This is a genomic window from Pseudomonas sp. B21-012 (assembly GCF_024749305.1).
Lineage (GTDB): Bacteria > Pseudomonadota > Gammaproteobacteria > Pseudomonadales > Pseudomonadaceae > Aquipseudomonas.
The window spans coordinates 2,307,952-2,333,707 of sequence record NZ_CP087197.1; the positions used below are offsets into that span (position 1 = coordinate 2,307,952).

The window sequence follows — 25,756 nt, forward strand, 5'->3', positions numbered from 1 at the left end:
CCCGGCAGGCACTCCGGGGTGTTGCGGCAGCACTCCCTGCTTCTATGTTAACTAATGGTTAACGTGAATCTTTCGGTTAACAGATTCTGCAGATAATCCGCTTCACCCGCAAGAGCCAAGGGGCCGTTTTGTCAGACAATTCTGACAATCGGCCCCTGGTCCTCAACCTTCGATCAGCGCGCTGATGGCTTCGCCGACTTGCTGGGTCGACTTCTGCCCGCCCATGTCGCGGGTGGTGTCGCCGGCGGCAATGACCTGCTCGATGGCCTTGAGGATGTCGTCGTGGGCGGCGCGGTAGCGCGGGTCGGCGCCGTCGTTGCCAAGGAACTCGAGCATCAGCGCGCCCGACCAGATCATCGCGATCGGGTTGGCGATGTTCTTGCCGTAGATGTCCGGGGCCGAACCGTGCACCGGCTCGAACAGCGACGGGAATTTGCGCTCGGGGTTGAGGTTGGCCGATGGCGCGATGCCGATGGTGCCGGCGCAGGCCGGGCCGAGGTCGGAGAGGATGTCGCCGAACAGGTTCGAGGCCACCACCACATCGAAGCGATCCGGCTGCAGCACGAAGCGGGCGCAGAGGATATCAATGTGCTGCTTGTCCCAGGTGATGTCCGGATAATTGGCAGCCATGGCTGCGGTGCGCTCGTCCCAGTAGGGCATGCTCACGGCCATGCCGTTGGATTTGGTCGCCGAGGTCACGTGCTTGCGCTCGCGGGTTTGCGCCACCTCGAAGGCGTACTTGAGGATGCGGTCGACACCACGGCGGGTGAACACCGACTCCTGCAGCACGAACTCGTTGGCGGTGCCTTCGAACATGCGCCCGCCCAGGGACGAGTATTCGCCTTCGGTGTTCTCGCGGATCACCACGAAATCGATATCGCCCGGCTCACGGCCAGCCAGCGGGCAGGGCACGCCAGGGAACAGGCGCACCGGGCGGATGTTCACGTACTGGTCGAAGTCGCGGCGAAACTTCAGCAGCGAGCCCCACAGCGAGATGTGGTCCGGGACTTTGTCGGGCCAGCCCACTGCACCGAAATACAGGGCGTCGAAATCCTTGAGCTGCTCGAACCAGTCGTCCGGCATCATCTTGCCGTGGGCCAGGTAGTAGTCGCAGCTGGCCCATTCGAAGAACTCGAAGCTGATGTCCAGGCCATGCTTGCGCGCGGCGGCTTCGACCACGCGGATGCCTTCGGGGAGGACTTCGTTGCCGATGCCGTCACCGGGAATTGCGGCGATTCTGAAAGTCTTGCTCATGAGGGGCGCACTCGTTGTCTAGGGAACAGGTGCGGCTCATGCTATAAGGGCATGATTCAGAGATAATCTCGTGATTCATGGATTCTTAGTGTACGCATCGTGAATAATCTTCCCAGCCTCGACGACCTCAATATCTTCCTTCAGGTGGCCAAGCGCGCCAGCTTCGCGGCGGTGGCCGAAGAGCTCGGCATGTCGGCCGCGTTCATCAGCAAGCGCATCCGCGTGCTTGAGCAAACCCTTGAAGTGCGCCTGCTGCACCGCACCACCCGGCGGGTGACAGTGAGCGAGGAGGGCGAGCGGGTGTACCAGTGGGCGCAGCAGATTTTCGATGCGGTGCAGCGCATGGGCGACGACATCAGCGCCCAGCACCGCGAGCCGGTGGGCCAGTTGCGGATTGCCAGCAGCCTGGGCCTGGGCCGGCGTTTCGTCGCCCCGGCGCTGTCGGAACTGGCCGAGCGCTACCCGCGCCTGGATGTACGCCTGGACGTGCATGACCGCCTGGTGGACCTGATCGAAGAGGGCGTCGACCTGGACATCCGCGTCGGCAACGCCATCGCTCCCAACCTGATTGCCAAGCCGCTGGCCCGGAACCGCCGGGTGCTGTGTGCCTCGCCGGCCTACCTGGCCCGGCGCGGCACGCCCGGGGTGCTGGCTGAGCTGGCCAGCCATGATTGCCTGGTGATCAAGGAGCGCGACCACCCGTTTGGTGTCTGGCAGCTGCAAGGGCCCAATGGCGAGCAGAGCGTGCGGGTGACCGGCAGCCTGTCAAGCAATCACGGCGAAGTGGCGCACCAGTGGTGCCTGGATGGCCGCGGGATTTTGCTGCGCTCGTGGTGGGATGTGCACGACAGCCTGGCCGACGGGCGCCTGGTGCAGGTGCTGGCGGAGTATCACCAGCCGGCGGACATCTGGGCGGTGTACACCTCGCCCTTGGCCAGCTCGGCCAAGGTGCGGGTGGCGGTGGAGTTTTTTCGCCAGTACTTTGCCGAGCGTTATAGCTTGCCGGATTAGCGGTGCAAGCCCGCTCCCACAGCCTGTGTAGGAGCGGGCTTGACCCGCGATGGCCTCACCTCAGAACGTGTAATCCAGCGTCGCAAAATACGACCGCGGCTGCCCCATCAACCACTGCTCGCCGCTATGCGCGGTGGCCGCATAACGCCGGTCCAGCAGGTTATTCAACTGCAAGCCCAGGCGCACATCCGGCAGTACCTGCCAGCCCAGGTTGGCATCGACCACGGTAAAGCCCGGCACGCTCTGGGAGTTGGCGGTGTTGGCATAGCGCTCATCGACATAACGCAGGCCCAGGCCGGCATCGACGTCGTCGCCAAAGCCCTTGCTGACCCACAGGTTGGCGGTGCGCCGTGGCACGTTGCTTGGGCGGTTGCCGGCGCGGGAAACGCTCTGGCCGCTCACTACCTGGTCGAAGTCGTCGTATTTGGCGCGTACCACCGAGGCGTTGGCCGAAACATGCCACTGGTTGGCCAGGGCCAGTTCCAGGGTCGCTTCCAGGCCATTGGAGGTCTGCTGGCCGGCCTGTTCTTTCTGGTGGGTGTCGGGGTTGTCGACCAACAGCTTCTTCTTGACGATGTGATAAGCCGCCAGGGTCCACTCGCCTCGGCCATCCCAGAACAGCTGCTTGAGGCCGAACTCGGTCTGCTTGGCTTCGGTCAGGTCGAACTGCTGCTGGGTCGGGCTCAGGGTCACCAGGTCGCTGACGCCATCCTCGCTGGTGGAGTACTGGCCGTACAGGCTCAGTTGCTCATTCACCGCGAACACCAGGCCGGCGCGCCAGTTACCGCCATTGAGGCTGCGGTCGCTGCGGGTGTCGTTGACCAGGTTGTTGCGGTCAATGTGGTTCTGGTCGCGACGAATGCCGGTGACCAGCGACCAGCGCTCCGACAACTGGGTGCGGTTCTCGGCGAACAGGGCGAAGGTGCGGGTGGTGCTGTCGGTTTGCGCGCGGGTCGGGCTGGCGCTGTGGAAGTAGCCCGGCGCCGGCTGCCACGGGTCGATGAAATCGCCGCCGATGTCGTTGTACGGCGAGTTGCTGTCGATGCCGAAACGAATGCGGTTGTACTCGGCGCCGACCACGGTCTTGCTGGCCAGGCCAAACAGCGAGTGGTCGAAGGTGAAGCTCTGGCGATCGCCGAGCTGTTCCTGGTCGTGCTTGATCTCCAGGTAGCTGCCGCGCTCAAGCTGGCCGACGCCGCTGTTCCAGCTGTAGTCCTCGGCGTTGCGCCAGTGCCGGCGGCTTTTGAGGTAGTAGAGCTGGTTGCTGGCGCTGATCGAGTCGCTGATGCTCCAGTCGGTGTTAAATCGCGTCCACTCGTCGTGGTAGTGCTGGGCCGAATCCTTGAGGTTGTAGTTCTTCTTACTCAGGCTGTCGCGGTAGTGGCCGTCGATCAGCGGCGTGCCGAAGTAGTTCATCGGGTCGGCGTCGCCGCGCTCGTGGGCCAGGGTGAAGCTCAGGTCGTCGCTGGCGTCGAAGCGCAGGGCGGCGCTCATGGCCAGGTTCTTCGAGTCGCCACGGTCGATCCAGCCGTTGCTTTGCTGGCGGTTGAGGGTCACCCGGTAGCTCAGCCGCTCGCTCAGCGAACCGCCGCTGTCCAGGCCCAGTTGCTGGCGGTCGTAAGAGCCGTAGCCCAGGCGCAGGTGGTTGCGGATCTCGCCGGCAAAGGGCTTTTTCGGGATCACGTTGATCACCGCACCCGTGGCGCCTTCGCCGTACAGCACCGAGGCCGGGCCGCGGATCACGTCGATGCGCTCGATCATCCACGGGTCGACCGGAAAGCTCTGGGTGCCGGCGCCGGTGTACATCCGCGCGCCGTCGAACAGGGTCATCACCGAACCGTGGCCACTGAAGCCGCGGGCCGACAGCGCCGTGTTGCCGTTGCCCGGGGTGGCCACCGAGGTGATGCCCGGCGAGCGCGTTACGGCATCCTGCACGGTGAGGTTGTTGCGCCCGTCGATGGCCTCGCTGCCCAGGCTGCTGGTGCTGGCCGGGGTGTCCATGGCGCTGAGGTTCAGGCGCGAGCCGGCGGGCAGCGGGGTGGCCAGGCTGACGGATTCGTTGTCGCTGCTGCTGGTGATGGCCGTCGAGGGCAGGGCCAGCGCAGAGGGGCTGGGGTCATCGGCGAAAGCTGGCGCAGAGAAGGCCAGGCAGGGGGCCAGGGCATTGGCCGCCAGGGTGTGAAGCTTGGAAGTACGGGACATGTCGTTCCACAGTCAACAGGAAGAATGAATCCCGGAGGGAACAACGCATGGAGGCATGGCGCACGCGCAGGCGGACGCCAACCGGCCTGCGCCCGCCCACCGCGGGGTTGCCAAACAGAAGCTTCAGGCCGGTCTCCGGGCTTGCGAGGGTCATGAAGGCCTTCACCTTCCCATGCCAAGGCACAGTGGTGTTTCGAAGGCTTCGCTCGCTTACCGTTGCGGGGGCAGCGCCGGACTAGTCATTTGCATGACGCACCGGCTTCCCGTTTCACCCTGCGCACGGCGGCGCAGGACACCTGAAACTGGCGCGCATCTGAACACCGAAAACCTTTGCAGTCAACGGCTTGGGCAAATGAGCAGATCAGTTCGCCAGAGTTTCGCCACTATCGATTCAACGCCCGCGCTTGCGCGACACCACCGCCTCGATATTCTTGCGCCCGATCAGCATTGGCTGCTTCGGCTCCTCAAGCCACTTGTACATCACCAGGCTGTCCACCAGCCCCAGGCGCGCATGCCGGTAGGCGTTGGGCAAGCGCCCGACGATGGCAAAGCCGAGCTTCTGCCACAAGGCCACCGCCACCTCGTTGCTGGACACCACCGAGTTGAACTGCATGGCCAGGAAACCCAGTTGCCGCGCCAGGCGCTGCGAGTGTTCGCACATCAAGCGCGCCACGCCGCGGCCACGGGCTGCGTCGCAGACCATGTAGCCGCAATTGCTGACATGGTTGCCGGGGCCCGCGGCATTGGCCTTGAGGTAATAGGATCCGAGCAGCACGCCATCTTCTTCGGCCACCAGGGTCTGCAACGGTGCGTCGAGCCACAGCTGGCGGGCTTGCTCCTGGCTCATCGCCGGGTCGAAGGCATAGGTTTCGCGGGCGCTGACAATGGCCTGGAAGGTCGGCCAGAAGAGCTCGAAGTCAGCGGCGGTCATGGGGCGGATGTGGATCATGGGGTGTCCTGGAAACGGTTCGCCCGCTAGCTTATGCGAAAACGCCAGGAAGTGGGTGAGGCGCGGCGCAGGCCGCGCACTCAGGGTTGGCCTTACTGCCCGGCCTTGCCCACGGCATCCAGTGCCCGCGCCGAGTACACCAGCGCCGCCCCGGCGTTCATGGCCACGGCCACGCCCAGGGCTTCGGCGATTTCCTCGCGGCTCGCGCCGTGCTTGACCGCCTGGGCCGAATGCACGGCGATGCAGCCGTCGCAGCGGGTAGTGACCGCCACGGCCAGCGAGATCAGCTCGCGGGTCTTGGCATCCAGGTGGTTGGTCTTGGCCCCGGCGCCGCTGGCGGTCATGTAGCCGTTGACCGTGTCGGGAGAGAGTTGCTTGAGATCGCCGATGCCGGCCATCAACTGCTTACGGTAGGCATCCCAGTCCATCATGCTCATTGTCTTCACCTTGGTGTGGTTGGCAACTAGAACAGTGAAGCTAGTTTTTTTGCCGGCGGGGCGCCGTTGGTCGATGGTCGGGGAAAGGCAGGACTTTGGGAGGGGGGCATCGCGGGGCAAGCCCGCTCCTACAAGGAGCTGGCTTGCCAGCGACAGCGGTCTGAATCAGATGTAGATGAACACCAGCACCAAGGCCGCCACCACTGCCCATTTTTCCAGGTAGTAGCGGGTGCGGTTGCGTTTTTTCAGGGCCTTGCCACGTTCGCGGATTTTGTAGATGCGGGTGAACAGGCGGTTGATGCCGCCGGTTTTGTCGCCGGCATCGTTCGGCGCCGCCGCGGCTGCCATCACGTTCTTGCTGAACCAGCGGTTGAACGCCGTGGCCCAGCGGTACTTGAGCGGGCGCTCGACGTCGCAGAAGAGGATGATGCGGTTGTGCTCGGTCTGGTTCGAGGCGTAGTGGATGTAGGTCTCGTCGAAAATCACCCCTTCACCATCGCGCCAGGCGTAGTTCTGGCCATCGACACAGATGTAGCAGCCGTCGTCATTGGGCGTATCCAGGCCCAGGTGGTAGCGGTACGAACCGGCATAGGGGTCGCGGTGGCGCACCAGCTTGGAGCCCGGCGGCAGGGTGGCGAACATCGCCGCCTTGACCGTGCCGATGCCCTGCAGCAGCTCGGTGGTGCGCGGGCACAGCTTCATTGCCGACGGGTGGCTCTCGCCGTACCACTTCAGGTAGAAGCGCTTCCAGCCGCTTTTGAAGAACGAGTTGAAGCCGACGTCGTCGTAGTTCTGCGAACTCTTGATTTCGCCGACGTGCAGCAGTTGCTGGGCTTCGGCGCGAATTTCCTGCCAGTTGTCCTGCAACGGCTTGAGCTCGGGGAACGACTCGACCGGCAGGTACGGTTTGGCCGGCAGCTTGGAGAACAGGTACAGAAAGACGTTGACCGGGGCCAGGAAGCTTGAGTGATCACCCAGCTGGCGGGTGACTTTGTGCCTGACTTTGCCTCTGAAATGAACGTAGGCAATCGAGAAAACAAACAGTAAAACGAAGAAGATTTTCATGGGCGGATACTTGTCGATGTGGCGATGCGCCATGGCATAAGCCGGCCAGCATAAACAATCGTGATCACGGTTTGTAGTAATTGTTACCGGTTATGTGTCCGACCATAGTGCTAGGCGCAAGTGTTTGCGTGAACGATTCAGCGGGTGGCTAGCGCAGATAAGTTCGTGAGAATTCCAGTCCTCGCCGCCATGGCGTAACTGGCGGTAGAGTCTCAACAGTCCCAAAACGCACAGGATGACGAGGTATGGACCCAGGCAATGGCGATACCGGTGAACCGTTCAAGCGGCTGTTTTTTGCCCTCGACTGCGCACCGCAACAGCGCCGGGCGATTGCCCGTTGGCGCAGCGAGCTGGAACTGAAAAGCGCACGACCGGTGCCGTCGGCGAACTTTCACCTGACGTTGATGTTCGTCGGTGCGGCGGGCACTGCGCAGTTACCGGCGATTCTGGCCGGCGCAGCGGGCGTGAAGGTGGCGGGCGAATCCCTGACAGTGGTGCTCGACCGATTGCAGGTGTGGCGCCCGACCAAGGCGCTGGTGCTGGTGCCCAGTCAGACGCCGGCGGCGTTGCGCCAGCTGGCCTATGCCCTGCAGCAGGCGATGCTGGCGCTGGGTTTTACCGAGGACCCACGGGACTACCGCCCGCACCTGACACTGGCCCGCGACTACCGTGGCAGTGAGCCCGAAGCGCTGGTGCCGGCAGAATTTATCCTGCGCGCGCGGCACTTCAGCTTGTTCGAATCGCGCAAGGGGCAGTACTGGCCGCTGGCGCAGTGGCCGTTGTAGCGCTGTTGCCTGATTGATGCCCGCTCCCACACAGATCACCTCAAACCTGTAGGAGCGGGCTTGACCCGCGATAGGGCCAGCACTGACAACCTAGAACTGCGGCGTGTACTTCACGCTGAAGGTGAAGTTGCGCGGGTCGCCGAAGTTGTTGTTGCCGTTGAGCTGGTTGTAGGCAGCGATGTAGTAGTGCTTGTCGAACAGGTTGTTGGCGTTCAGCGCCAGGCCCACTTCCGGCGTCAGCTGGTACGCCAGACGCGCGTTCCACACGGCGTAGCCGGGCACGTCGTAGGTGTGCTCGTAGCCCAGGGTATGGGTTTGCGCGGTAAAGCCCAGACCGGCGCTGGCCTTGCTCCAGTCACCCGGCAGCTGGTAGTTACCCCACATGCGCAACATGTGCTTGGGCGTCCAGGTGCTGAACACCTTGCCCTTGTTGTCCGGGTCGTCGAGGTAGGTGGTGGTGTTGTAGGTGTAGCCGGCAAACAGCTGCAGGCCGCTGAGCACTTCGCCGCTGACTTCGGCTTCGATACCCTGGCTGCGCACCTTGCCGGCGGCGGTGGAGCAATACCAGTCATCGCAGGCAAAGCCTGAGGCAACGTCGGTGATCGCGCGGTTTTCCTGGTCGTAGCGGAACACTGCCAGCGAGGTGTTGACGCGGCCATCGAGCAGTTCGCCCTTGATGCCCATTTCATAGTTGCTGCCAATGATCGGCTTGAGCGCCGCGCCGCCGACTGCACGTTCGGTCTGGGGTACGAAGACATCGGTGTAGCTGGCATACAGCGACCATTCGCGGCTGAGGTCGTAGATGATGCCGGCGTACGGGGTAACCTCGCCGCTTTCGGTCATGGTGCTGGTCGGGTTGACAGAGACGACACCGGTGCCGCCAAAGTAGTCGCTCGAATCATAGCGGTAGTCGAACCAGCTGACCCGCGAACCGAGTACCAGGGTCAACGGCTCTGCCAGCTTGACCCGCCAGGCGCCATACAGGCCTTTCTGGCGAATGTCGTAGGCGCCGGTCAGGCCCCGCCCGGTGCGTTGTGCCAGCAGGCTTTCGGTGCTGATTTCCGGGCGATGATGGTCGATACCGAAGATGCTGTCGCTGGTGGGATTGAAGGCGCGGGCAAAGCGGTCATCGGTGGTCAGTTTCGAGTAGTTGCCGCCCAGGGTCAGTTCCTGCTCGAAGTTGAAGGCGTCGAACTTGCCCACCAGGTTCATGTCGACACCGACCTTGGTGGAGTCGAAATCGGTGATCCAGTCGGCATAGGTGAGGCCGCTGCCGTCAAGGTTGATGCCGTCGCCGGTGCTTTGTACCCGCTGGTGGGTCGACTTGTTGGTCTCGCTCATGCGAATGGCGCCAACGTGGAATTTCCAGTCGTCGTTGAAGCGGTGCTCGAGGTCGGCGTACAGGGTGGTGACGTCGATCTCCAGGTGGTTCCAGCGCGAGCCGGTGAAGGTCGAGCGCGATACATCCAGACCGCTGCCATCGACATAGCGCGGCAGGCCGCGCAGCATCGGCCGCGACTCGGCATTGGACTGGCTGATCGCCAGGCCCAGGGTGGTGGCCTCGTTCAGGTCAAAGTCCAGCGCGCCGTACAGCGAGTGGGTCTTGCTCCATTCGTAGTCGACGAACGAATCGCTCTGGTCCTCGTCGGCAACGAAGCGCCCGCGCACGGTGCCGGCATCGTTCAACGGGCCGCCGGCGTCCAGTTGCAGGCCGTAGTGGTCCCAGCTGCCGGCCTTGCCGGTGACGGTCACGGTGGGCGCAGCCTGGCCGCGCTTGCGCACCAGGTTGACGGCGCCGCCCGGGCTGCCGGTGCCTTGCAGCAGGCCGGAGGAGCCGCGCAGCACTTCCATGCGGTCGAAGAAGATCAGGTCCTGGGTCGCCCAGTTGCCCAGCGAATAGTTGTTGCGCGGGATCGCCACGCCGTCGTATTGCCAGTCGTCGATCTGAAAACCGCGCGAGGTAATGATCAGGCCCGGGCCCACGCCTTGCAGGCCGACCAGGCCGGTGGTCTGGTTGACCGCGTCCTTGAGGTCGACGATGTTCTGGTCGTCCATCTGCTGGCGGGTCATGACCGTGACCGACTGAGGGATTTCCCGCAGGGTATGGCTGCCCTTGCCAATGGTCGTGGCCCGCGCCGCATAGGAGCCGGTGCCCTCGGTGGTGGCTGGGTCCAGACCGCTGCCGATACCGTTGATATTGGTCGCACCCAGCTCCAGGGCGTTGCCGGCGTCGATGCTCGGCAGCACGCTGAAGTTGCCCTGTTCGGTGACCAGCAACTGCAGGCCGCTGCCGGCCAGGGCCTTTTGCATGGCCTGCACGGCGCTCATCCGGCCGACGATCGCCGGTGCCTGCTTGCCTTGTACCAGCGCCGGGTCCAGGGACACGATGCGCCCGCTCTGGCTGGCGATGGCATTGACGGTGCTGGCCAGGGCGGCGGCGGGCAGGTTGAAGCTCAGGGCCTGTTCCTGGGCCTGGGCGGCGCTGGCCAGCGTGGCCAGGGCCACGGCGACAGGAAGGGCGTGGGACCAAGGGTTGAGCACGGAATTCTCCTGATTATGTTGGCGTGTCAGGAGATAGGTTCAATGAGAAATGAAAACCGGACACAAATACGAGTGATTTGCATAAATTATTTTTGCGCCGGGGTTTTCGCCCCAATCAACGTCAGCCACGGGCTGTAGTGATCGACCTTGAGCGGCAGGGTTTCAGCCAGTGCGGCGAAGGCCCGTTGCGGTTCGTCCAGCGGGAACACCCCTTGCACGCGCAGCCCGCGCACCTCGGGTTCGACCCGGACAAAGCCACGGTAGTAAGGGCGCAGCGCCTCGACCACCGACTCGAGGGAGTCATCCAGCACGTTCAGGCGCCCACTGAGCCAGTCGGCGCGCTGGCGCTCGCCGTTGCCCAGGGCTTCGATGCGTTCGCCGCCGAGCAGCGCGGCCTGGCCTTCCTGCACGTCCAGCTCGCTGCCGTTGAACAGCCGCGCGCGCACTGAGTGCTCAAGCACCACCAGGCGCGTGGCCTGGGCTTGCTGGCTGACCAGAAAGCGCGTGCCCAGCGCGCGCATTTCGCCCTGAGCGCTGCGCACCCGCAAGGGGCGCAGCGGGTCGGCGGCGACCTGGATGATCAGCTCGCCACGGCGCAGTATCACCAAGCGCTGCTGGCCATCAAACTGCAGGTCGACGGCGCTGCCGGCATTCAGGCTCAGGCGGCTGCCATCGGCCAGGGTAAAGTCGCGGCGCTCGCCCTTGGCGGTGCGCAAATCGGCCAGCAGCTCTTGGCCGACCTCACTGCGCGCGCCCAGCCACAGGCCGCCGCCGAGCACACCGATACCGACGAAGGCACGCAGCAGCTCGCGCCGCGAGCCGTTGGTTTGCAGCAGCAATTGGCGCGCCTCACCGGCCTGGCCTGGGGCACGCCGCTCGAAGTTGCGCACCGTCTGGCAGGCGCCACCCAGACGCTCCTGCAAGCGCGCCCAAGCCTGGGCGTGGGCCGGGTCGCTGCCCAGCCACTGGCTGAACTCGCTGTGCACCTGGGCGTCGGTGTTGCCCGAACTCAGGCGCACCATCCAGTCGATAGCGGCTTCGGCGCTGGGCTCGAGGCGGCGCTGGCTCATGGCGCCAGCTCGCTGAGGTAGCACTGGCTCAGGGCTTGCTTCATGTAGCGGCTGACCGTGCGCTCGGAGATGTCGAGCTTGCGCGCGATATCGACGTAGCTCATGCCGTCGAGCTGGCTGTAGAGGAAGGTGGCCTTGACGATCATCGGCAGGCCGTCGAGCACCTGGTCGATGCTCACCAGCGCCTCGATCAGCAGCAGTTGCTCTTCGGGGGAGGGCGCCAGGGGCTCGGGCAGCGCCGACAAGCGTTCCAGGTAGGCCAGCTCCAGCTGGCGCCGACGATGGCGGTCGAAGATCAGCCGGCGGGCGATGGTCGACAGGTAGGCGCGCGGCTGCTGGATGCTGGCCGGGTCGACCTGGGCGGCGAGCATCTGGCAGAAGGTCTCGGCGGCGGTGTCTTCGGCGTCGGCGCGGTTGCGCAGGCGCTTATGGATATGCTGCAGGAGCCACCGGTGATGGTCGCTGAAAAAAAAGCCCAGCTTGCGGGTGGAAGAGGTTGGCACCGGTTGGCGTTCCCGAAGATGTGAGTGTGAATCGTTCTCAATCTTACCTGTGCGGAGAGGCAAGGTGCAATCACCCGCGTCCGGCCCGCTTTACAATTTACCTACAGATTGTTCCTGGCCGCAGTAATAGGGTAGCGGCCAGACAAAAACCAAGAGAAATGCGCATGGACCTGTCGATCGCAGGCCAGCAGTTCAGCCTGCTGGAAAACTTCAAGGACGATACCCGGCTGCGCGCCAGCTTCAACGCCTTGACCCACCAGAGCTTCGAATTTGATTTCGAACAGTGGTACCAGGACGGCTATTGGGGCGAAGGCTACCAGCCGTGGGCGTTGGCCCATGACGGGCGCATCGTGGCCAACATCTCGGTCAACCTGATGCATTTTGATGTGCTCGGCGAACCCAGGCGTGGCATCCAGTTGGGCACGGTGATGGTCGCACCGGAGTATCGCGGCCAGGGCCTGAGCCGCGTGTTGCTGGAACGGGTGCTGGACAGATGGCAGGGCCAGTGCGAACTGATCTACCTGTTTGCCAACGACACGGTGCTGGACTACTACCCGAAATTCGGTTTTGCGCGGGTGCTCGAACATGAATATAGCGCGGCGCTAACCCCAGCGGACAGGCCTTGCAGCTTCCACCGGGTCGACATGGACGACCTGCTCGAGCGCCAGCGCTTCATCAGCGCGGTTGACAGTGCCGTGCCCGTTGCACGCCTGGCGATGCGCAGCAACCCTGACCAGACGATGTTCTATTGCACGTCGTTTTTCAAAGACTGCGTTCACTACTCGCCAGCGCTGCAGGCCTATGTGGTGATGGAAATCGTCGACGGGGTGATGACGCTCTATGAGGTGTTCGCAAGGCGTGCGCTCGACCTGCAGGCACTGATTGCAGAACTGAGCACACCCCAGACCACCCGGGTGGTGCTGGGGTTTGCGCCGCTGGATAGCAGCGGCTTCGAGGCGCAGCCGCTGGTGTCGGATGACAGTCTGTTCGTGCTCGGCCAGGCCGGCCAATTCATCGAAGACGCCCGGCTGATGTTCCCGTTGCTGTCACACGCCTGAGCCGTTCAGGCCACAACCGGAATCAGCGGATCGGCCGCCGCCAGGGCAACCGCCCGATCGGCCGCGGGCGGGTAGATCCACACCGAGTTGATCTGCTGCTTGAGGGCTTTGGCTTCGTCCTTGATCAGCTTCACCTCACGCTCCCAACCCTCGGTGTACACCGCGCCCCAGGCCCCCAGGTCCAGGCAGGTGACGTACTTGGGCTGGCGGTACGGCGTCGGCTCGACGCCAAGCAGGTCGGCGGCGACGTTGTTGCCCGAGTGGCGGCCCAGGGCGATGGCGTGCTGGCAGGTCATCAAGGCGTGGTTGCCCAGGTCGTCGGTGGCGGCGTAGGCGACGTCACCGGTGGCGAATACATGCTCTTGGCCAATGACCTTGAGGTTGTCATCGACATGCAGGCGGCCATGGCCATCGCGTTGCCCCGGGACTTGTGCGGTGAGGGCGCTGGCGCGCACGCCGACGGTCCAGACCACGGTGGCGGCCTCGATGCGCTGGCCATCGGCGAGGGTCACGCCATCGGCATCGACGCCAGCCACCGAGGCATTCAGGCGCCACTCCACCCCCAGCGCCGTGCAGGCTTCGATGATTGCCGGGCTGATGCCTTCGCCGAGGGCGGCGCCGATCTTGTTGCCGCGATCGACGATGATCACCTGCACCTGGGCATCTTCGCCGAGCACCGCACGCAGGCGGGCGGGCATTTCGGTGGCGGTCTCGATGCCGGTGAAGCCGCCGCCGGCCACTACCACGGTATTGCGCGCCTTTGACGCAGGCCGCTGGGCCAGGGCTTCGATGTGCTGCTCCAGGCGGCTGGCCGATTCGATCTGGTCGACGTCGAAGGCGTACTGCTCAAGCCCGGCCAGCGCTGGGCGGAACACGCCGCTGCCGCTGGCCATGACCAGCCGATCGTAGCCCAGCACCTGCGGACGGCCCTGGCCGTCGCGGTAGCCGACGCGCTTTTCGGCCACATCGATCTGGTCCACCGCGCCCTGGATGAAGTTCACCCCCACCGCGGCAAACAGCTCGGCCAGCGGCGCTTTCAACTGCTGCACAGCGGTTTCGTAGAAGCGCGGGCGGATGCGCAGTTCGGCTTGCGGTGCGAGCACGCTGACAGTGACATCGTTGCGCCCGTGCTGGTCCAGCAGGCGGCTGGCGCTGAGGGCGCTCCACATACCGCCGAAGCCGGCGCCGATGATCAGGATGTGCTGTTTCATGTTCTGCTCCGAGAAAAAAGGGCTGTTGTTTGCCGGACGCAGGGTGTTGTTGCCCGCACCGGATAACTACGACTGTATTGGTCGTAGTTAAATGGTGCAAGCATTTTCTTAATGCCTATGCGTTAAGTCTTGGATTTGCTGGTGGTCAGGATGAACTGCTAGTATTGGCGACAAATCAAGTCGGAGATGGTCATGTCCCTGTATAGCGCCGGCGTCGAGTACGGCTTGCACTGCCTGCTGTTTCTGGTCGACGACCTGGGCGAAAGCCGTGAAGCCAGTGTGCGTGACCTGGCCGAGCTGCAAGGGGTGCCCCATGAATACCTGGCCAAGGTCTTTACCAAGCTGGCCAAGGCCAGGCTGGTGGTGGCCACCGAGGGTGTGCGGGGTGGTTTCCGGCTGGCCCGGCCGGCGGATGAAATCACCGTGCTGGATATCGTCACGGCCATCGACGGGCACAAGGCGATCTTTGATTGTCGCGACGTGCGTGACCGCTGCACGCTGTTCGACGGCGCGCCGCCGGCCTGGGCCATCGATGGCACCTGCGCCATTCACGCGGTGATGCTCACCGCGCAAAAACGCATGGAAGAAGCCCTGGCCCAGCAGACTATCCTCGACCTGTCGCGGCGCCTGGGGCGCAAGGCGCCGGCGGAGTTTTCCACCCAGGTAGTGAGGTGGATCAACGAGCGCCGCGACAGCAAGTAAGGCGCTTCAGGCGGGCTCGGCGACCTCGGCGAACAATCTGCGGCCGTGCTCGAACATGCGCTGCAGGTGGGCGCCGGGGTCGGCGCTTTCCGATTCCAGCAGCAGGGTCGAGCTCACCACGCGGGCGCCGCAATAATCGAAGATGCCGTGATCGATCTGGGTCTTCATCGCCTGCCCGTAGCCATGCTTGCTGAAGGTTGCGGCATCGGCGCCGCCAATGCCCACCAGGTGCACGTTCAAGCGGCCCAGCATTTTTACCATCGGCGCCTCGGTGCTGAAATCGAACGCCCAGCCATTGCTGAATACCCGGTCGATCCAGCCTTTGAGCAGCGCCGGCATCGACCACCAATACACCGGAAACACCAGCACCAGCGCATCGCTGCGGTCGATGCGCGCCTGCTCGGCCAGCACATCGGCGCCAGGTGCTGCGGTGCGGTGATGAACCGCGTGGTCAGCGGCGGCGAACACCGGGTTGAAACCTTCGGCGAACAGGTCGGCGAGCTCGGCGCTATGGCCGTTTTGTGCCAAGCCTTCGACCACCTTGGCGGCCAGGCTGTGGGTGAGTGACTGCGGGTCATGATGAGCGACAACAACAAGCGCGTGCATGGCAAGGGCTCCTGCGGATTGCGGGGAAAGGGTGAAACTTGTAAGCTGAGCACAAGTTACCTTTGGTAAGTTACTTTTGGTAGGTAAGTATGTCAAGCGATCCGCAACCTCGTCGGCGTCTGTCGCGCGAAGACCGTCAGCAACAACTGCTGGAGGTGGCTTGGCGCCTGGTCCGCGAAGAGGGTACCGAGGCGCTGACCCTGGGCCGACTGGCGGAATTGGCCGGGGTTACAAAGCCGGTGGTGTATGACCATTTTGGTACCCGCTCAGGCTTGCTGGCGGCGTTGTACCAGTGTTATGACGAGCGCCAGACTGCGGTGATGGACGCCGCCCTGGCCGCGTGCGAGCCGACGCTTGAGAGCAGCGCTGCAGTGCTTGCCAATTGCTACGTCGACTGCGTGTTGACCCAGGGCCGGGAGATACCCGGAGTGATTGCTGCGCTGGCCAGCTCGCCAGAGCTTGAACAGATCAAGCGCGAGTACGAGGCAGTGTTCATGGAAAAATGCCGGGCGCTGCTGGCGCCGTTCAGTGCCAGCGGCGCGATTGCCGTGGCCGGATTGCGGGCGATGATCGGCGCGGCGGAGGCGTTGTCTCATTCTGCGGCGAACGGTGAGATTACGGCGGAGCAGGCGCAGCAGGAGTTGTTCGAGACCATCAAGGCGATGGTTGTGCGCAGTTAAAATACATCGCGGGACAAGCCCGCTCCCACAGGCTGCTCACCCCCCCTGTAGGAGCGGGCTTGACCCGCGATAGGGCCTTATTAAGCGGACGAGAAATATGGACATTCAAGAAATCAAACAACGCCTGGCCAAACCCGCCACGCGCTTTTTTGCCGGCGGCTTTCGCCCGACCGACAGCGATGAAGAAAGCTGGCTCGGCCGGGTGTTCCTCTACGGCCCCGACGAAGGCGTACCGACCAACGCCGCTGGCGAGCCCCTGTTGCCCGTGGCCCAGTTCCACCTGCCCAGCCTGCCGTTCAGCAGCCCGCTGCTCAAGGACATCCGCGTTCTCACCCTGTTCGTCGGTTACCCGTTCCCGGATGAATTCGAGCCCATGGGCAACAACTGGCTGATCCGCGAATACCGCGCCGACGACGAGCTGGTGCGCAAGGACCTGCCGGTCGCCAACTCCTTTCTCAAGGCCTTCCCGCTGCGCGCTGAAAAACTCGCCGAGGACTATCCGCTGTGGGACGGCGGCGGTGTGCCGGATGAATGGGTCACCGAGATCGTCAAGCTCGAACAGGCAGGGGATATCGAGTGCTACTACGAGGTCATCACCCACGCCTACGAGCACAAGATTGGCGGCTATCCGTCGTTCTGTCAGGCGGGCGTGGACCCGGGCGACGGCTTTGAGTTCGTCTTCCAGGTCTCATCCGATGCCAAGATCAACCTCAACGTGATCGACAGCGGCAGCCTGATGTTCTTCAAGCACCGCGACAGCGGCGAGTGGACGATCTACTACGACTTCTATTGAGCTAGTGCGACTCGCCGTTGCGCGGCTTGTAGAACAGAAACTCGCTGGTCTCGGCTGTTCGGGCAAAGGTCTTCGACCAGTCGGGGCGCACATGGCGGTCGTGAAAGTACAGGGCGCCACCGGTGCGATCCGGCAGTTGTTTGTTAAGCGCCTTGCGTGCGATTTCCTTGGCCAGGGTGTAGCGCACCTCTTCCTGAACAGCGTCCGAGCGGCCATCGCACCACCAGGAGAACTGGCAGGCGCCGGTCTCCGAGCCCTGCTTGACCACGCCGCAGACCGAATCGGGAAAGCCCGCGTGGCCAACCCGGTTCATCACCACATTGGCCACCGCCTCCATGTCGGCTGATTCGCCGCCCTTGGACTCCCAGTAGATGCTGCGCGCCAGGCAGGTGATGGCATCATCCAGCGCGGCTGCACCAGCCGGGTCGACGGCCTGGACTTCGGTCTTGGTGATGGCTTGGGATTTGGGCGCGGGTGGGGCATCGGGGTTGCTGGCAGCTTTTTGTTCCAGCACCTGTGCTTTTTCTTCGGCCACCTGGGCCTTGGAGTCGGCCGCCAATGTCAGGGCGCTGGAAAACGTCAGTACCAGGCAAGTTGCAAGTGTTAGCAGGCGCATGCTCGAACCTTTGATTGGCCTGGGAGTAGAACTTCCCGTTACAGGGTCGACCGCGCCGCGCTCAAAACATTCCCGCTGTCAGACGACGGGCAACTTCGGGCATCATCTACGCAGTCCGTTCAAGGGAGATTTCCATGCGCGTCACTTCACCTGTTGCACCGCTGGCGTTGTTGTCGCTGGGCCTGGCGTTTAGCGTGACCGCCCAGGCCAGCGACGAGTCGCAGCTGATCGAGTCGATCAACGCCTACCGCAGCCAGGCCCAGCGTTGCGCAGGCCAGGGGTCGATGGAGCTGCCGCCGCTGGCCAGCGACCCGCGCCTGATGCTGCCGGCCAACAGCATGGGCGACCTGCGCGAGGCTTTGGCGCAAAACAGCTACCCGATGGTCAACGTCCAGGCCATCAGCCTGTCCGGGCCGCGCGATCCGCAGGCGGCGATGCAGGCGGTGCGCGAAAGCTTCTGCCAGGTGGTACTCGACCCGCAGTTCGTTGATGTCGGCGTCAGCCGCGAGGGCCGCGACTGGCGCATCGTGCTGGCGCGGCCGCTGCTGGCCGGGCGCCTGGGCGACTGGCAGGCCGAAGGGCAGAAGGTCCTGGAGATGATCAACACCGCGCGTAGCCAGGCCCGCCAGTGCGGCGGCCAAGCGTTCGATGCGACCACGGCGCTGGCCTGGAACACTACCCTGGCCGGCGCCGCCGAAAGCCACACGCGGGCCATGGCCAACAACAACTTCTTCGATCACAAGGACCGCGACGGTCGCACTCCGGGGGATCGCGCCGAGCTTGCCGGGTATGCCGGCCAGAAGGTCGGCGAGAACATCGCCGCCGGCCAGGACACCCCGCGCAAGGTGGTCGATGGCTGGCTGGCCAGCCCGGGCCACTGCGCCAACCTGATGAACCCGCAGTTCAGCGAGCTGGGCGCAGCTTACGCGGTCGACCCCAAAAGCGACGCCGGGATCTACTGGACAGCGATGTTCGGCGCGCCGTAAACCGCCCTAGTGCTCAAGCCCGGCGCGCTTGAGCAATTGCTTGCAGCGTTCGGACAGGTGCACCACGCGCAGGTGCTTGCCGTTGTTGCTATAGCGCTCGCGCAGGGTCTTGAGCGCGGCGATCGCCGAGTAGTCGACAACGTTCAGGTGACGGCAGTCGAGGGTCACCTGGGCCGGGTCATTGGCCGGGTCGAACTGGTTGAGGAACGGCGTGGTCGAGGCGAAGAACAGCGTGCCGTGGACCTTGTACAGCTTGCTGCCGTCGCTTTCGTCGTGGCTGTCGGCATACAGCTCACGGGCCTGTTGCCAGGCAAAATTGAGCGCGGCGATGACGATGCCGCACAGCACCGCAGTGGCAAGGTCGGTAAACACCGTGACCAGGGTCACGGCGATGATCGCCAGCACATCGTTGACCGGCACCTTGTGCAGCACCCGCAACGACGCCCACGAAAAGGTCTGCTGGGCCACCACGAACATCACCCCGACCAGCGCTGCCAGCGGAATGCGCTCGATCAGCGGCGAGAGGAACAGCACGAACATCAGGATCATCACCCCGGCGACCACCCCCGACAGCCGCCCTCGGCCGCCGGAACTCAGGTTGATGGCGGTCTGGCCGATCATCGCGCAACCGCCCATGCCGCCGAACAGCCCGCTGGTCATGTTGGCCACGCCCAGGGCTACGCATTCGCGGTCGGGGTGGCCGCGGGTCTCGGTGATTTCATCGGTGAGGTTCAGGGTCAGCAGGGTTTCCAGCAGGCCGACCAGGGCCATGAGCAGCGCATAAGGGGCGATGACCTGCAGAGTCTCGAGGTTCCACGGCACCTGCGGCCAGCGCCAGGCCGGCAGGCCGCCGGCGATGTGGGCAAGATCGCCGAGGGTGCGGGTCGGCAGGTCGAGCAGGTAGACGCCGGCACCGACGCCGAGAATGGCGATCAACGCCGGCGGCACGCTGCGGGTCAGGCGCGGCAACAGGTAGACAATCGCCATGGTCAGCGCCACCAGCCCCAGCATCAGGTACAGCGGTGCACCGCTGAGCCAGGCGCCATCGGCCTTGAAGTGCTCAAGCTGGGCCAGGGCAATGATGATCGCCAGGCCGTTGACGAAGCCGAGCATCACCGAATACGGCACCATGCGCACCAGTTTGCCCAGGCGCAGCAGGCCGAAGGCGATCATGATCAGCCCGCCGAGCAGCACCGTCGCCAGCAGGTACTGCACGCCGTGGGTGACCACCAGGGCGACGATGACCACGGCCATGGACCCGGCCGCGCCGGAAATCATCCCCGGGCGCCCGCCGAGCAGGGCGGTCAGGGTGCAGATGATGAAGGCGCCATACAGGCCCATCAACGGGTTGAGGTGCGCCACCAGGGCGAAGGCGATGCACTCGGGCACCAGGGCGAAGGCTGTGGTGAGTCCTGCCAGGACATCGGCGCGTAGCGGGGTTGTTCTCATGACCTACCTGAAGAGCGGCCCGGCAGCGGGGTGCTGCCGGGGCAAAAAGCGCAGGATGCTACGTAATTTGCCGATCGCAAGCCAGCGCCCTGGCGAGGAATCCCGCCGTGTGGCTGTCCTTGCACGCCGCCACCTGCGCTGGCGGCCCGCTGACCACCACCTTGCCGCCGGCGCTACCGGCCCCGGGGCCGATATCGATCACCCAGTCGCTCTGTGCCACCACGCGCATGTCGTGCTCGACCACGATCACCGTGTGCCCGGCCTCGACCAGGCGCTGCAGTTGCACCAGCAAGCGGTCGATGTCCTGCGGGTGCAGGCCGGTGGTGGGTTCGTCCAGCACGTAGAGGGTGGCGCCGCGGGCCAGGCGTTGCAGCTCGGTGGCCAGCTTGATGCGCTGGGCTTCGCCGCCCGACAGCTCGGTGGCCGGCTGGCCCAGGCGCAAATAACCCAGGCCGATGTCCTGCAGCACCCCCAGGGCGCGGCTGATCGCGGGCTGCTGGGCAAAGCGCTGGCTGGCCTGGTCGACGGTCAGTTGCAGTACCTGGGCGATGTTCAAGTCTTGCCAGGTGATGGCCAGGGTCTGGGGGTTGTAGCGGTCGCCATGGCAGGTCGGGCAGGGCGCATAGACACTGGGCATGAACAATAGCTCGACGCTGACAAAGCCTTCGCCTTCGCAGGTCTCGCAGCGGCCCTTGGCGACGTTGAACGAGAACTGCCCGGCATCGAAACCTTGCGCCTGCGCATCGGGGGTTGCCGCAAACAGCTTGCGCACGTGATCGAACAGGCCGGTGTAGGTCGCCAGGTTCGAGCGCGGCGTGCGGCCGATGGGCTTCTGGTCCACCGGCACCAGGCGGCGGATATGCTCAAGGCCGGCGCTGATCCAGCCGTCGCTGGTTTGTTCGGGTTGGTCTTCCAGGCTCTGTTCTGCGACGTCCTCCTGGCTGCGGGCCTGGCCCAGGTGCTCGCCGAGCAGGTCGAGCAGCGCCTGGCTGACCAGGCTCGATTTGCCTGAGCCGGAAATCCCGGTGACCGCGCTGAAGCAGCCGAGCGGGAAGGCCACCGCCAGTTGCTCGAGGTTGTTGCGGGTGACGCCTTCAAGTTGCAGCCATGCCTGGGGCGTGCGCGGCGGGCGAACCTGGGGGGGATTTTCGTTGAACAGGTAAGTGCGGGTGCGCGAGGCATCGACCTTGGCCAGGCCTGCCGGCGGGCCGCTGTACAGCACCTGGCCGCCGTGCTCGCCGGCGTCCGGGCCGACGTCCACCAGCCAGTCGGCGCGGCGCATGGTGTCCAGGTCATGCTCGACCACATACACCGAGTTGCCCGCCTGCTTGAGCCGCTGCAAGGCCGTGAACAGCGCTTCGCTATCGGCCGGATGCAGCCCGGCCGAGGGCTCGTCGAGCACGTAGATCACCCCGAACAGCTGCGAGTTGAGCTGGGTGGCCAGGCGCAGGCGTTGCAGCTCGCCCGACGACAAGGTCGGTGTGCTGCGTTCCAGGTCCAGGTAACCCAGGCCCAGGTCGATCAGGGTGCTGATGCGCTCCAGCAACTCGGCGGCGATGCGCTGCGCGGCCAGGCGTTTTTCCACCGACAGGTTGGGCGTGTGGCGCACATCCGCACCGCCTTCATGGGGGTTGTCGCCGCGGGCGGCGCGTTGCTCGCGGGCCTGGCGGGTTTGCGCGTGGCTCAGCACAGCGCCGGCTTCTTCAGGCTGCTTGAGGTAATCGGTATTGGCGACGGTCTTGAGCAGTTCGGCCAGGTCAAGCAGTGGCAGGCGCGACAGCTCAGTAATGTCCTTGCCGGCAAAGGTCACCGTCAGCGCCTCGGCTTTCAGACGCTTGCCGGCGCAGGCCGGGCAGGGGCTGGCGCGCATGAAGGCGGACACGCGCTTGCGCATCAGCGCGCTTTGCGAATGGGTGAAGGTGTGCAGCACATAGCGCCGGGCACCGCTGAAGGTGCCCTGGTAGCTGGGTTCGAGTTTGCGCTTGAGCGCCTGGCGGGTTTGCGCCGGGGTCAGGCCGGCGTACACCGGCACGGTCGGGGTTTCTTCGGTGAAGAGGATCCAGTCGCGTTGCGCCTGGGGCAGGTCGCGCCAGGGGATGTCGACGTCATAGCCGAGGGTCACGAGGATGTCGCGCAGGTTCTGCCCCTGCCAGGCCATGGGCCAGGACGCCACCGCCCGTTCGCGGATGCTCAGCGACGGGTCGGGCACCATCGACGCCTCGCTGACATCGAACACCCGGCCCAGGCCATGGCATTCGGCGCAGGCGCCTTGCGGGGTATTGGCCGAGAAGTCTTCGGCGAACAGCATCGGCTGCTCGGCCGGGTAGCTGCCGGCGCGCGAGTAGAGCATACGGATCAGGCTCGACAGGGTGGTGACGCTGCCGACCGACGAGCGCGCGCTGGGCGTGCCGCGTTGCTGCTGCAGGGCCACCGCCGGCGGCAGGCCTTCGATGGAATCCACTGCCGGCACCCCGACCTGATCGATCAAGCGCCGCGCGTAGGGCGCCACCGATTCGAAATAGCGGCGCTGGGCTTCGGCATACAAGGTGGAGAACGCCAGCGACGACTTGCCCGAGCCCGACACCCCGGTGAACACCACCAGCGCATCGCGGGGAATGTCGACGTCGACATTCTTCAGGTTGTGCTCACGGGCGCCGCGCACCCGCACACAACCGGCGGGGTTGGCACTGACTACTGGTTTTGCACACATGACGATATTCTTCCCTGCTGAGCGATCCGCGTAAGTGGCAGACCGCCGAGCATGGCGCCAGTGCCGTGGTTTTTCAAATGGAGGTGAAATCTGGTGATGTTCATGGTGATTGAAGCGCACCGCAGTGAGTACCCCGAGCCCATCACTTTTGCCAGGGGCGCGACACTGCACATCGGCGAGCGCTATGACGGCGAGGAAGGCTGGGATGAGTGGTACTTGTGCAGTACACCCGGGCAGCAGGCCGGCTGGGTGCCGGGGCAGGTGATCGAGCGGCTGGGCGATGATCAGGGTGTCGCCCTGGAGGATTATTGCGCCCGGGAACTGAATGTGGACGTGGGCGATTGCCTGGTGGGTGGGCGGCAGTTGAACGGCTGGGTGTGGTGCAACAAGGGGAGCGAATCGGGGTGGGTGCCGTTGCAGGTGTTGCGGGTGGTGTGAAGCTATCGCGGGGCAAGTCGGGTCGCCGCGATTGGGCCCTCAACCCATCGCCGCCAGCATCAGCTCCAGGTTCTGCACCGCTGCCCCCGACGCACCTTTGCCGAGGTTGTCGAACACTGCCGTCAGCAATACCTGGCCGTGCTCTTCATTGGCAAACACCGCCAGGCGCAGGTCGTTGCTGTCATTGACTGCTTGCGGGTCCAGTTGTACTGCCGAGGCGCCCAACTGCAGCGGCGCCACCTGTACATACCGGGCGCCGTGGTAATGCTCGGCCAGGCACGCCTGCAACCGCGCGGCGCTCACGCCCGCCGGCAGCAACCGGGTCTGCAGGGCGATGGTCAGGACGATGCCCTGGCGGTAGCTGCCATAGCTGGGCACAAACACCGGCCGCTGCGACAAACCGGCATGCTGCTGGATCTCCGGCACATGCTTGTGGTCCAGGTGCAGGCCATACACCAGCACGCCCTGGGCTGTGTGTGCATCGGGCCCTTCATGACGTTCGACCGCCGCCCGGCCGCCACCGGAATAGCCCGATACCGCGTTCACCGTCAGCGGATAGTCCGCTGGCACCAGGCCTGCGCCAATCAATGGCCGCAACAAGGCGATGGCGCCGGTCGGGTAGCAGCCCGGGTTGCTGACCCGCTTGGCCTGGGCAATGCGCTCGGCCTGCTCTTCGTCCAGCTCCGGCAAGCCATACACCCAACCCGGGGTGGTGCGGTGCGCGGAGCTGGCGTCGATCACCCGCACCTGCGGGTTGACGATGGCCGCCACCGCTTCACGGGCGGCGTCGTCGGGCAGGCACAGGATCGCCACGTCGGCGCTGTTGATGGCTTCGGCGCGCAGGTGCAGGTTCTTGCGCTCGCCCGCCGGCAGGGTCAGCAGGCGCAGGTCGCTGCGAGCGTTGAGGCGGGCGTGGATCTGCAGGCCGGTGGTGCCTTGGTCGCCGTCGATAAAAACCAGGGGCTGGTGCATGGGGGCTCTCGTACATAGGTGACAAATGTGCAGCCATCTTCACCTGCGGCTGGACGAAAGAAAATTTGAATATCATGATGCTCAACTTCATTTTTTCTGAACGATAAGCCCATGCGCGAGATCAGCCTCGACCGGCTGCGTACCCTGGTGGTGATCGCCGACCTCGGCTCCTTTGCCCAGGCGGCGCGGGCGCTCAACCTGGCGCCGCCGACGGTCAGCCTGCACGTTGCCGACCTCGAGGCGCGCATTGGTGCGCCGCTGCTGTCGCGCAAGCGCGGGCAGATCCGCCCCACGGCCATCGGTGAAACCCTGCTCGAACGCGCCCGGCGCCTGCTGGCCGATGCCGAACAGGCGCTCGATGATGTGCAGCGCCAGGTCCAGGGCCTGGCCGGGCGGGTGCGCCTGGGCGCTTCCACCGGTGCCATCGCCCATTTGCTGCCGCAGGCGCTGGATATCCTCGGCGTGCAGCACCCTGGCATCGATGTGCAGGTGCAGGTGCTGACCTCCAGCGAGTCGCTGGCGCGCCTGCACGACGGCAGCCTCGACATCGGCCTGGTGGCGCTGCCGCAAGCAGCGATCAAGGGCCTGCAGATTCGCCCGTGGCGGCGCGATCCGATCATGGCGTTCATTCCCGCCAGCTGGTTGCCGCCGGCGCGGATCAGCCCGGCGTGGCTGGCCAGCCGGGCGCTGATTCTCAACGACAGCAGCACCCAGCTGTCGCGGGTGACCAGCGAATGGTTTGCCAGCGCCGGCCTGCAGCCGCCAGCGCGAATCCAGCTCAACTACAACGACGCGGTAAAAAGCCTGGTGGCGGCGGGCTATGGCGCGACCTTGCTGCCCCATGAATCGGCAGCGCCGGAGCATGACCCGCGGATCTGCATGCGCCCGTTGCGCCCGGGCCTGTGGCGGCACCTGGGCATCGCCTGCCGCCAGGGCGAGGTGGAGCAGGGCACCGCCTTGGTGCTGCAGGTGCTGATGAGCCAGGCGGTGAAAAACTAGACCAGCCGCAGCCCGCGCCCGCCCTCCAGCCACGGCCCTTGACCCAGGCGCTCGAGGGCCAGGGCCCGGGCTTTGCGGCTGAGCTGGTCGAGGTGGCGGTCGCGCTGTTTCTCGGCATCGACCATCGCCCGCTTGCCGTGTTGCTTGAGCAGGTAGCTATGGATCTGCTGCACCTCCAGGGTGCGGTAGATCGGTGCTACGTCGAGCACCGCCGCCATGCCGGCGCTGGGCTCGGCGTGGGTGTTCATCAACACCTGTGGGCCGCGCGCGCCGGTGACCTGAAAGCCCAGGGCCTCGAACACCGGCACCTTGCTGGCGACGCAGCCGAGCTCGGCCTGCGGGTAGCGCGCGGTCATCTGTGCCAGCATGGCGCGGGCAATCCCCTGGCGGCGGTGGCTGGCGTGTACGGCCAGGTAGGCCACAGAACAGGCCTGCGGGTCATCCTTGAGCGGCAGGTACAGCAAAAAGCCCACCACCTGCTCCGGGTCGTCGAGGTCCAGGGCCACGATCAGTTCGACCGGGATGCCGCGCGAGCCGTCCATGGCCTGCAGGTACAGGTGCACTTCGAAGCCGATGCCGTACTGGTACAGGCTGTACAGCGGGTTGCTCGGCGCCAGGGCGACGCTGCTGATGTCGGTCAGGTAGTCGACCACCATCTGCAGGATCTGGCTTTTGATCGGCTCGGCGGGCGGCGCGACGAAGTGGTGGAGGGCGGGCAT

At 64.9% G+C, this 25,756-nt stretch carries 24 protein-coding genes and 1 riboswitch; of the genes, 9 read left to right on the plus strand and 15 right to left on the minus strand.

Annotated elements, in window-relative coordinates:
• Window positions 1-162: 162 nt before the first annotated feature.
• Window positions 163-1,254, minus strand: coding sequence for a tartrate dehydrogenase (locus LOY37_RS10605; protein ID WP_123567564.1), 1,092 nt, complete (start codon window positions 1,252-1,254; stop codon window positions 163-165).
• 99 nt (window positions 1,255-1,353) lie between these two features.
• On the opposite strand from LOY37_RS10605, the gene LOY37_RS10610 reads away from it, so the two are divergent.
• Entirely contained in the window at window positions 1,354-2,265 is a 912-nt protein-coding gene (locus tag LOY37_RS10610) for a LysR substrate-binding domain-containing protein (RefSeq protein ID WP_258716826.1), read from the plus strand.
• A gap of 60 nt (window positions 2,266-2,325) precedes the next feature.
• Here LOY37_RS10610 and LOY37_RS10615 read toward each other — a convergent pair whose 3' ends face one another.
• From LOY37_RS10615 to lpxO, 4 genes are all read right to left on the minus strand, one after another.
• A complete protein-coding gene (locus LOY37_RS10615; RefSeq protein WP_258716827.1) occupies window positions 2,326-4,467 on the minus strand; it encodes a TonB-dependent siderophore receptor in 2,142 nt (713 codons plus the stop codon).
• Window positions 4,468-4,575: 108 nt separating this feature from the next.
• Window positions 4,576-4,782: riboswitch (cobalamin riboswitch) on the minus strand.
• A gap of 76 nt (window positions 4,783-4,858) precedes the next feature.
• The gene (locus LOY37_RS10620; RefSeq protein ID WP_258716828.1) at window positions 4,859-5,416 is read right to left on the minus strand and encodes a GNAT family N-acetyltransferase; all 558 of its coding nucleotides are present in this window, start codon (window positions 5,414-5,416) and stop codon (window positions 4,859-4,861) included.
• Window positions 5,417-5,508: 92 nt separating this feature from the next.
• Window positions 5,509-5,853, minus strand: coding sequence for a carboxymuconolactone decarboxylase family protein (locus LOY37_RS10625; protein WP_045201258.1), 345 nt, complete (start codon window positions 5,851-5,853; stop codon window positions 5,509-5,511).
• Between the two features lie 165 nt (window positions 5,854-6,018).
• Window positions 6,019-6,918, minus strand: a complete 900-nt coding sequence (lpxO, locus tag LOY37_RS10630) for a lipid A hydroxylase LpxO (protein WP_045201333.1) — start codon at window positions 6,916-6,918, stop codon at window positions 6,019-6,021.
• Between the two features lie 245 nt (window positions 6,919-7,163).
• On the opposite strand from lpxO, the gene thpR reads away from it, so the two are divergent.
• Window positions 7,164-7,703, plus strand: coding sequence for an RNA 2',3'-cyclic phosphodiesterase (gene thpR, locus LOY37_RS10635; protein ID WP_258716829.1), 540 nt, complete (start codon window positions 7,164-7,166; stop codon window positions 7,701-7,703).
• Window positions 7,704-7,793: 90 nt separating this feature from the next.
• Here the strand turns inward: thpR and LOY37_RS10640 are convergent, their stop codons facing one another.
• The 3 genes from LOY37_RS10640 to LOY37_RS10650 all read right to left on the minus strand — a co-directional run bounded on the left by LOY37_RS10640 (window position 7,794) and on the right by LOY37_RS10650 (window position 11,817).
• Window positions 7,794-10,244 (minus strand): TonB-dependent receptor, encoded by a 2,451-nt coding sequence (locus tag LOY37_RS10640; protein ID WP_093384417.1) that lies wholly within the window; start codon window positions 10,242-10,244, stop codon window positions 7,794-7,796.
• An 86-nt stretch (window positions 10,245-10,330) separates the two neighbouring features.
• Window positions 10,331-11,314: a FecR domain-containing protein gene (locus LOY37_RS10645; protein WP_093384414.1), complete on the minus strand. Its 984-nt coding sequence runs from the start codon at window positions 11,312-11,314 to the stop codon at window positions 10,331-10,333.
• The gene (locus LOY37_RS10650; RefSeq protein ID WP_045201262.1) at window positions 11,311-11,817 is read right to left on the minus strand and encodes a sigma-70 family RNA polymerase sigma factor; all 507 of its coding nucleotides are present in this window, start codon (window positions 11,815-11,817) and stop codon (window positions 11,311-11,313) included. The genes LOY37_RS10645 and LOY37_RS10650 overlap by 4 nt, the downstream gene beginning before the upstream one ends.
• Window positions 11,818-11,981: 164 nt before the next feature.
• Here LOY37_RS10650 and LOY37_RS10655 point away from each other — a divergent pair, with 164 nt between their 5' ends.
• The gene (locus tag LOY37_RS10655) at window positions 11,982-12,875 is read left to right on the plus strand and encodes a GNAT family N-acetyltransferase (RefSeq protein ID WP_258716830.1); all 894 of its coding nucleotides are present in this window, start codon (window positions 11,982-11,984) and stop codon (window positions 12,873-12,875) included.
• Window positions 12,876-12,880: 5 nt separating this feature from the next.
• Here LOY37_RS10655 and LOY37_RS10660 read toward each other — a convergent pair whose 3' ends face one another.
• The gene (locus tag LOY37_RS10660) at window positions 12,881-14,086 is read right to left on the minus strand and encodes an NAD(P)/FAD-dependent oxidoreductase (RefSeq protein WP_258716831.1); all 1,206 of its coding nucleotides are present in this window, start codon (window positions 14,084-14,086) and stop codon (window positions 12,881-12,883) included.
• Between the two features lie 192 nt (window positions 14,087-14,278).
• Between LOY37_RS10660 and LOY37_RS10665 the strand changes: the two genes are divergently transcribed.
• Window positions 14,279-14,788, plus strand: a complete 510-nt coding sequence (locus LOY37_RS10665) for an Rrf2 family transcriptional regulator (RefSeq protein WP_258716832.1) — start codon at window positions 14,279-14,281, stop codon at window positions 14,786-14,788.
• Window positions 14,789-14,794: 6 nt separating this feature from the next.
• On the opposite strand, the gene LOY37_RS10670 is transcribed toward LOY37_RS10665, so the two are convergent.
• On the minus strand, window positions 14,795-15,394 hold the full coding sequence (locus LOY37_RS10670) for an NAD(P)H-dependent oxidoreductase (protein ID WP_258716833.1): 600 nt from the start codon (window positions 15,392-15,394) through the stop codon (window positions 14,795-14,797).
• A gap of 89 nt (window positions 15,395-15,483) precedes the next feature.
• Between LOY37_RS10670 and LOY37_RS10675 the strand changes: the two genes are divergently transcribed.
• Together LOY37_RS10675 and LOY37_RS10680 are read left to right on the plus strand one after the other, a co-directional pair.
• Window positions 15,484-16,074: a TetR/AcrR family transcriptional regulator gene (locus tag LOY37_RS10675; protein WP_258716834.1), complete on the plus strand. Its 591-nt coding sequence runs from the start codon at window positions 15,484-15,486 to the stop codon at window positions 16,072-16,074.
• Between the two features lie 97 nt (window positions 16,075-16,171).
• Complete coding sequence (locus LOY37_RS10680) at window positions 16,172-16,867, plus strand: DUF1963 domain-containing protein (RefSeq protein WP_258716835.1); 696 nt, start codon at window positions 16,172-16,174, stop codon at window positions 16,865-16,867.
• Between the two features lies 1 nt (window position 16,868).
• Here LOY37_RS10680 and LOY37_RS10685 read toward each other — a convergent pair whose 3' ends face one another.
• On the minus strand, window positions 16,869-17,483 hold the full coding sequence (locus tag LOY37_RS10685) for a cell wall hydrolase (RefSeq protein ID WP_258716836.1): 615 nt from the start codon (window positions 17,481-17,483) through the stop codon (window positions 16,869-16,871).
• A gap of 134 nt (window positions 17,484-17,617) precedes the next feature.
• On the opposite strand from LOY37_RS10685, the gene LOY37_RS10690 reads away from it, so the two are divergent.
• Complete coding sequence (locus LOY37_RS10690) at window positions 17,618-18,469, plus strand: CAP domain-containing protein (protein WP_258716837.1); 852 nt, start codon at window positions 17,618-17,620, stop codon at window positions 18,467-18,469.
• Between the two features lie 6 nt (window positions 18,470-18,475).
• On the opposite strand, the gene LOY37_RS10695 is transcribed toward LOY37_RS10690, so the two are convergent.
• Both LOY37_RS10695 and LOY37_RS10700 read right to left on the minus strand, forming a co-directional pair.
• On the minus strand, window positions 18,476-19,918 hold the full coding sequence (locus LOY37_RS10695; RefSeq protein WP_258716838.1) for a SulP family inorganic anion transporter: 1,443 nt from the start codon (window positions 19,916-19,918) through the stop codon (window positions 18,476-18,478).
• Between the two features lie 58 nt (window positions 19,919-19,976).
• Window positions 19,977-22,628, minus strand: a complete 2,652-nt coding sequence (locus LOY37_RS10700; RefSeq protein ID WP_258716839.1) for an excinuclease ABC subunit UvrA — start codon at window positions 22,626-22,628, stop codon at window positions 19,977-19,979.
• A gap of 96 nt (window positions 22,629-22,724) precedes the next feature.
• Between LOY37_RS10700 and LOY37_RS10705 the strand changes: the two genes are divergently transcribed.
• Entirely contained in the window at window positions 22,725-23,066 is a 342-nt protein-coding gene (locus tag LOY37_RS10705; RefSeq protein ID WP_230090842.1) for an SH3 domain-containing protein, read from the plus strand.
• A 39-nt stretch (window positions 23,067-23,105) separates the two neighbouring features.
• Here LOY37_RS10705 and argC read toward each other — a convergent pair whose 3' ends face one another.
• Window positions 23,106-24,038 carry an N-acetyl-gamma-glutamyl-phosphate reductase gene (argC, locus tag LOY37_RS10710; protein ID WP_123567580.1) on the minus strand — a complete coding sequence of 311 codons (933 nt, stop codon included), beginning with the start codon at window positions 24,036-24,038 and terminating at the stop codon, window positions 23,106-23,108.
• Between the two features lie 111 nt (window positions 24,039-24,149).
• Between argC and LOY37_RS10715 the strand changes: the two genes are divergently transcribed.
• Window positions 24,150-25,037, plus strand: coding sequence for a LysR family transcriptional regulator (locus LOY37_RS10715; RefSeq protein WP_258716840.1), 888 nt, complete (start codon window positions 24,150-24,152; stop codon window positions 25,035-25,037).
• On the opposite strand, the gene LOY37_RS10720 is transcribed toward LOY37_RS10715, so the two are convergent.
• The gene (locus LOY37_RS10720) at window positions 25,034-25,756 is read right to left on the minus strand and encodes a GNAT family N-acetyltransferase (RefSeq protein ID WP_258716841.1); all 723 of its coding nucleotides are present in this window, start codon (window positions 25,754-25,756) and stop codon (window positions 25,034-25,036) included. The genes LOY37_RS10715 and LOY37_RS10720 overlap by 4 nt on opposite strands.

What these genes read in the sequence shown, in the direction of transcription:
- LOY37_RS10605 (WP_123567564.1), bottom strand. Translation starts at nt 1,254, where the DNA reads ATGAGCAAGACTTTCAGAATCGCCGCAATTCCCGGTGACGGCATCGGC.
- LOY37_RS10615 (WP_258716827.1), bottom strand. Translation starts at nt 4,467, where the DNA reads ATGTCCCGTACTTCCAAGCTTCACACCCTGGCGGCCAATGCCCTGGCC.
- LOY37_RS10620 (WP_258716828.1), bottom strand. Translation starts at nt 5,416, where the DNA reads ATGATCCACATCCGCCCCATGACCGCCGCTGACTTCGAGCTCTTCTGG.
- LOY37_RS10625 (WP_045201258.1), bottom strand. Translation starts at nt 5,853, where the DNA reads ATGAGCATGATGGACTGGGATGCCTACCGTAAGCAGTTGATGGCCGGC.
- lpxO (WP_045201333.1), bottom strand. Translation starts at nt 6,918, where the DNA reads ATGAAAATCTTCTTCGTTTTACTGTTTGTTTTCTCGATTGCCTACGTT.
- thpR (WP_258716829.1), top strand. Translation starts at nt 7,164, where the DNA reads ATGGACCCAGGCAATGGCGATACCGGTGAACCGTTCAAGCGGCTGTTT.
- LOY37_RS10645 (WP_093384414.1), bottom strand. Translation starts at nt 11,314, where the DNA reads ATGAGCCAGCGCCGCCTCGAGCCCAGCGCCGAAGCCGCTATCGACTGG.
- LOY37_RS10655 (WP_258716830.1), top strand. Translation starts at nt 11,982, where the DNA reads ATGGACCTGTCGATCGCAGGCCAGCAGTTCAGCCTGCTGGAAAACTTC.
- LOY37_RS10660 (WP_258716831.1), bottom strand. Translation starts at nt 14,086, where the DNA reads ATGAAACAGCACATCCTGATCATCGGCGCCGGCTTCGGCGGTATGTGG.
- LOY37_RS10665 (WP_258716832.1), top strand. Translation starts at nt 14,279, where the DNA reads ATGTCCCTGTATAGCGCCGGCGTCGAGTACGGCTTGCACTGCCTGCTG.
- LOY37_RS10670 (WP_258716833.1), bottom strand. Translation starts at nt 15,394, where the DNA reads ATGCACGCGCTTGTTGTTGTCGCTCATCATGACCCGCAGTCACTCACC.
- LOY37_RS10675 (WP_258716834.1), top strand. Translation starts at nt 15,484, where the DNA reads ATGTCAAGCGATCCGCAACCTCGTCGGCGTCTGTCGCGCGAAGACCGT.
- LOY37_RS10680 (WP_258716835.1), top strand. Translation starts at nt 16,172, where the DNA reads ATGGACATTCAAGAAATCAAACAACGCCTGGCCAAACCCGCCACGCGC.
- LOY37_RS10685 (WP_258716836.1), bottom strand. Translation starts at nt 17,483, where the DNA reads ATGCGCCTGCTAACACTTGCAACTTGCCTGGTACTGACGTTTTCCAGC.
- LOY37_RS10690 (WP_258716837.1), top strand. Translation starts at nt 17,618, where the DNA reads ATGCGCGTCACTTCACCTGTTGCACCGCTGGCGTTGTTGTCGCTGGGC.
- LOY37_RS10695 (WP_258716838.1), bottom strand. Translation starts at nt 19,918, where the DNA reads ATGAGAACAACCCCGCTACGCGCCGATGTCCTGGCAGGACTCACCACA.
- LOY37_RS10700 (WP_258716839.1), bottom strand. Translation starts at nt 22,628, where the DNA reads ATGTGTGCAAAACCAGTAGTCAGTGCCAACCCCGCCGGTTGTGTGCGG.
- LOY37_RS10705 (WP_230090842.1), top strand. Translation starts at nt 22,725, where the DNA reads ATGTTCATGGTGATTGAAGCGCACCGCAGTGAGTACCCCGAGCCCATC.
- argC (WP_123567580.1), bottom strand. Translation starts at nt 24,038, where the DNA reads ATGCACCAGCCCCTGGTTTTTATCGACGGCGACCAAGGCACCACCGGC.
- LOY37_RS10715 (WP_258716840.1), top strand. Translation starts at nt 24,150, where the DNA reads ATGCGCGAGATCAGCCTCGACCGGCTGCGTACCCTGGTGGTGATCGCC.
- LOY37_RS10720 (WP_258716841.1), bottom strand. Translation starts at nt 25,756, where the DNA reads ATGCCCGCCCTCCACCACTTCGTCGCGCCGCCCGCCGAGCCGATCAAA.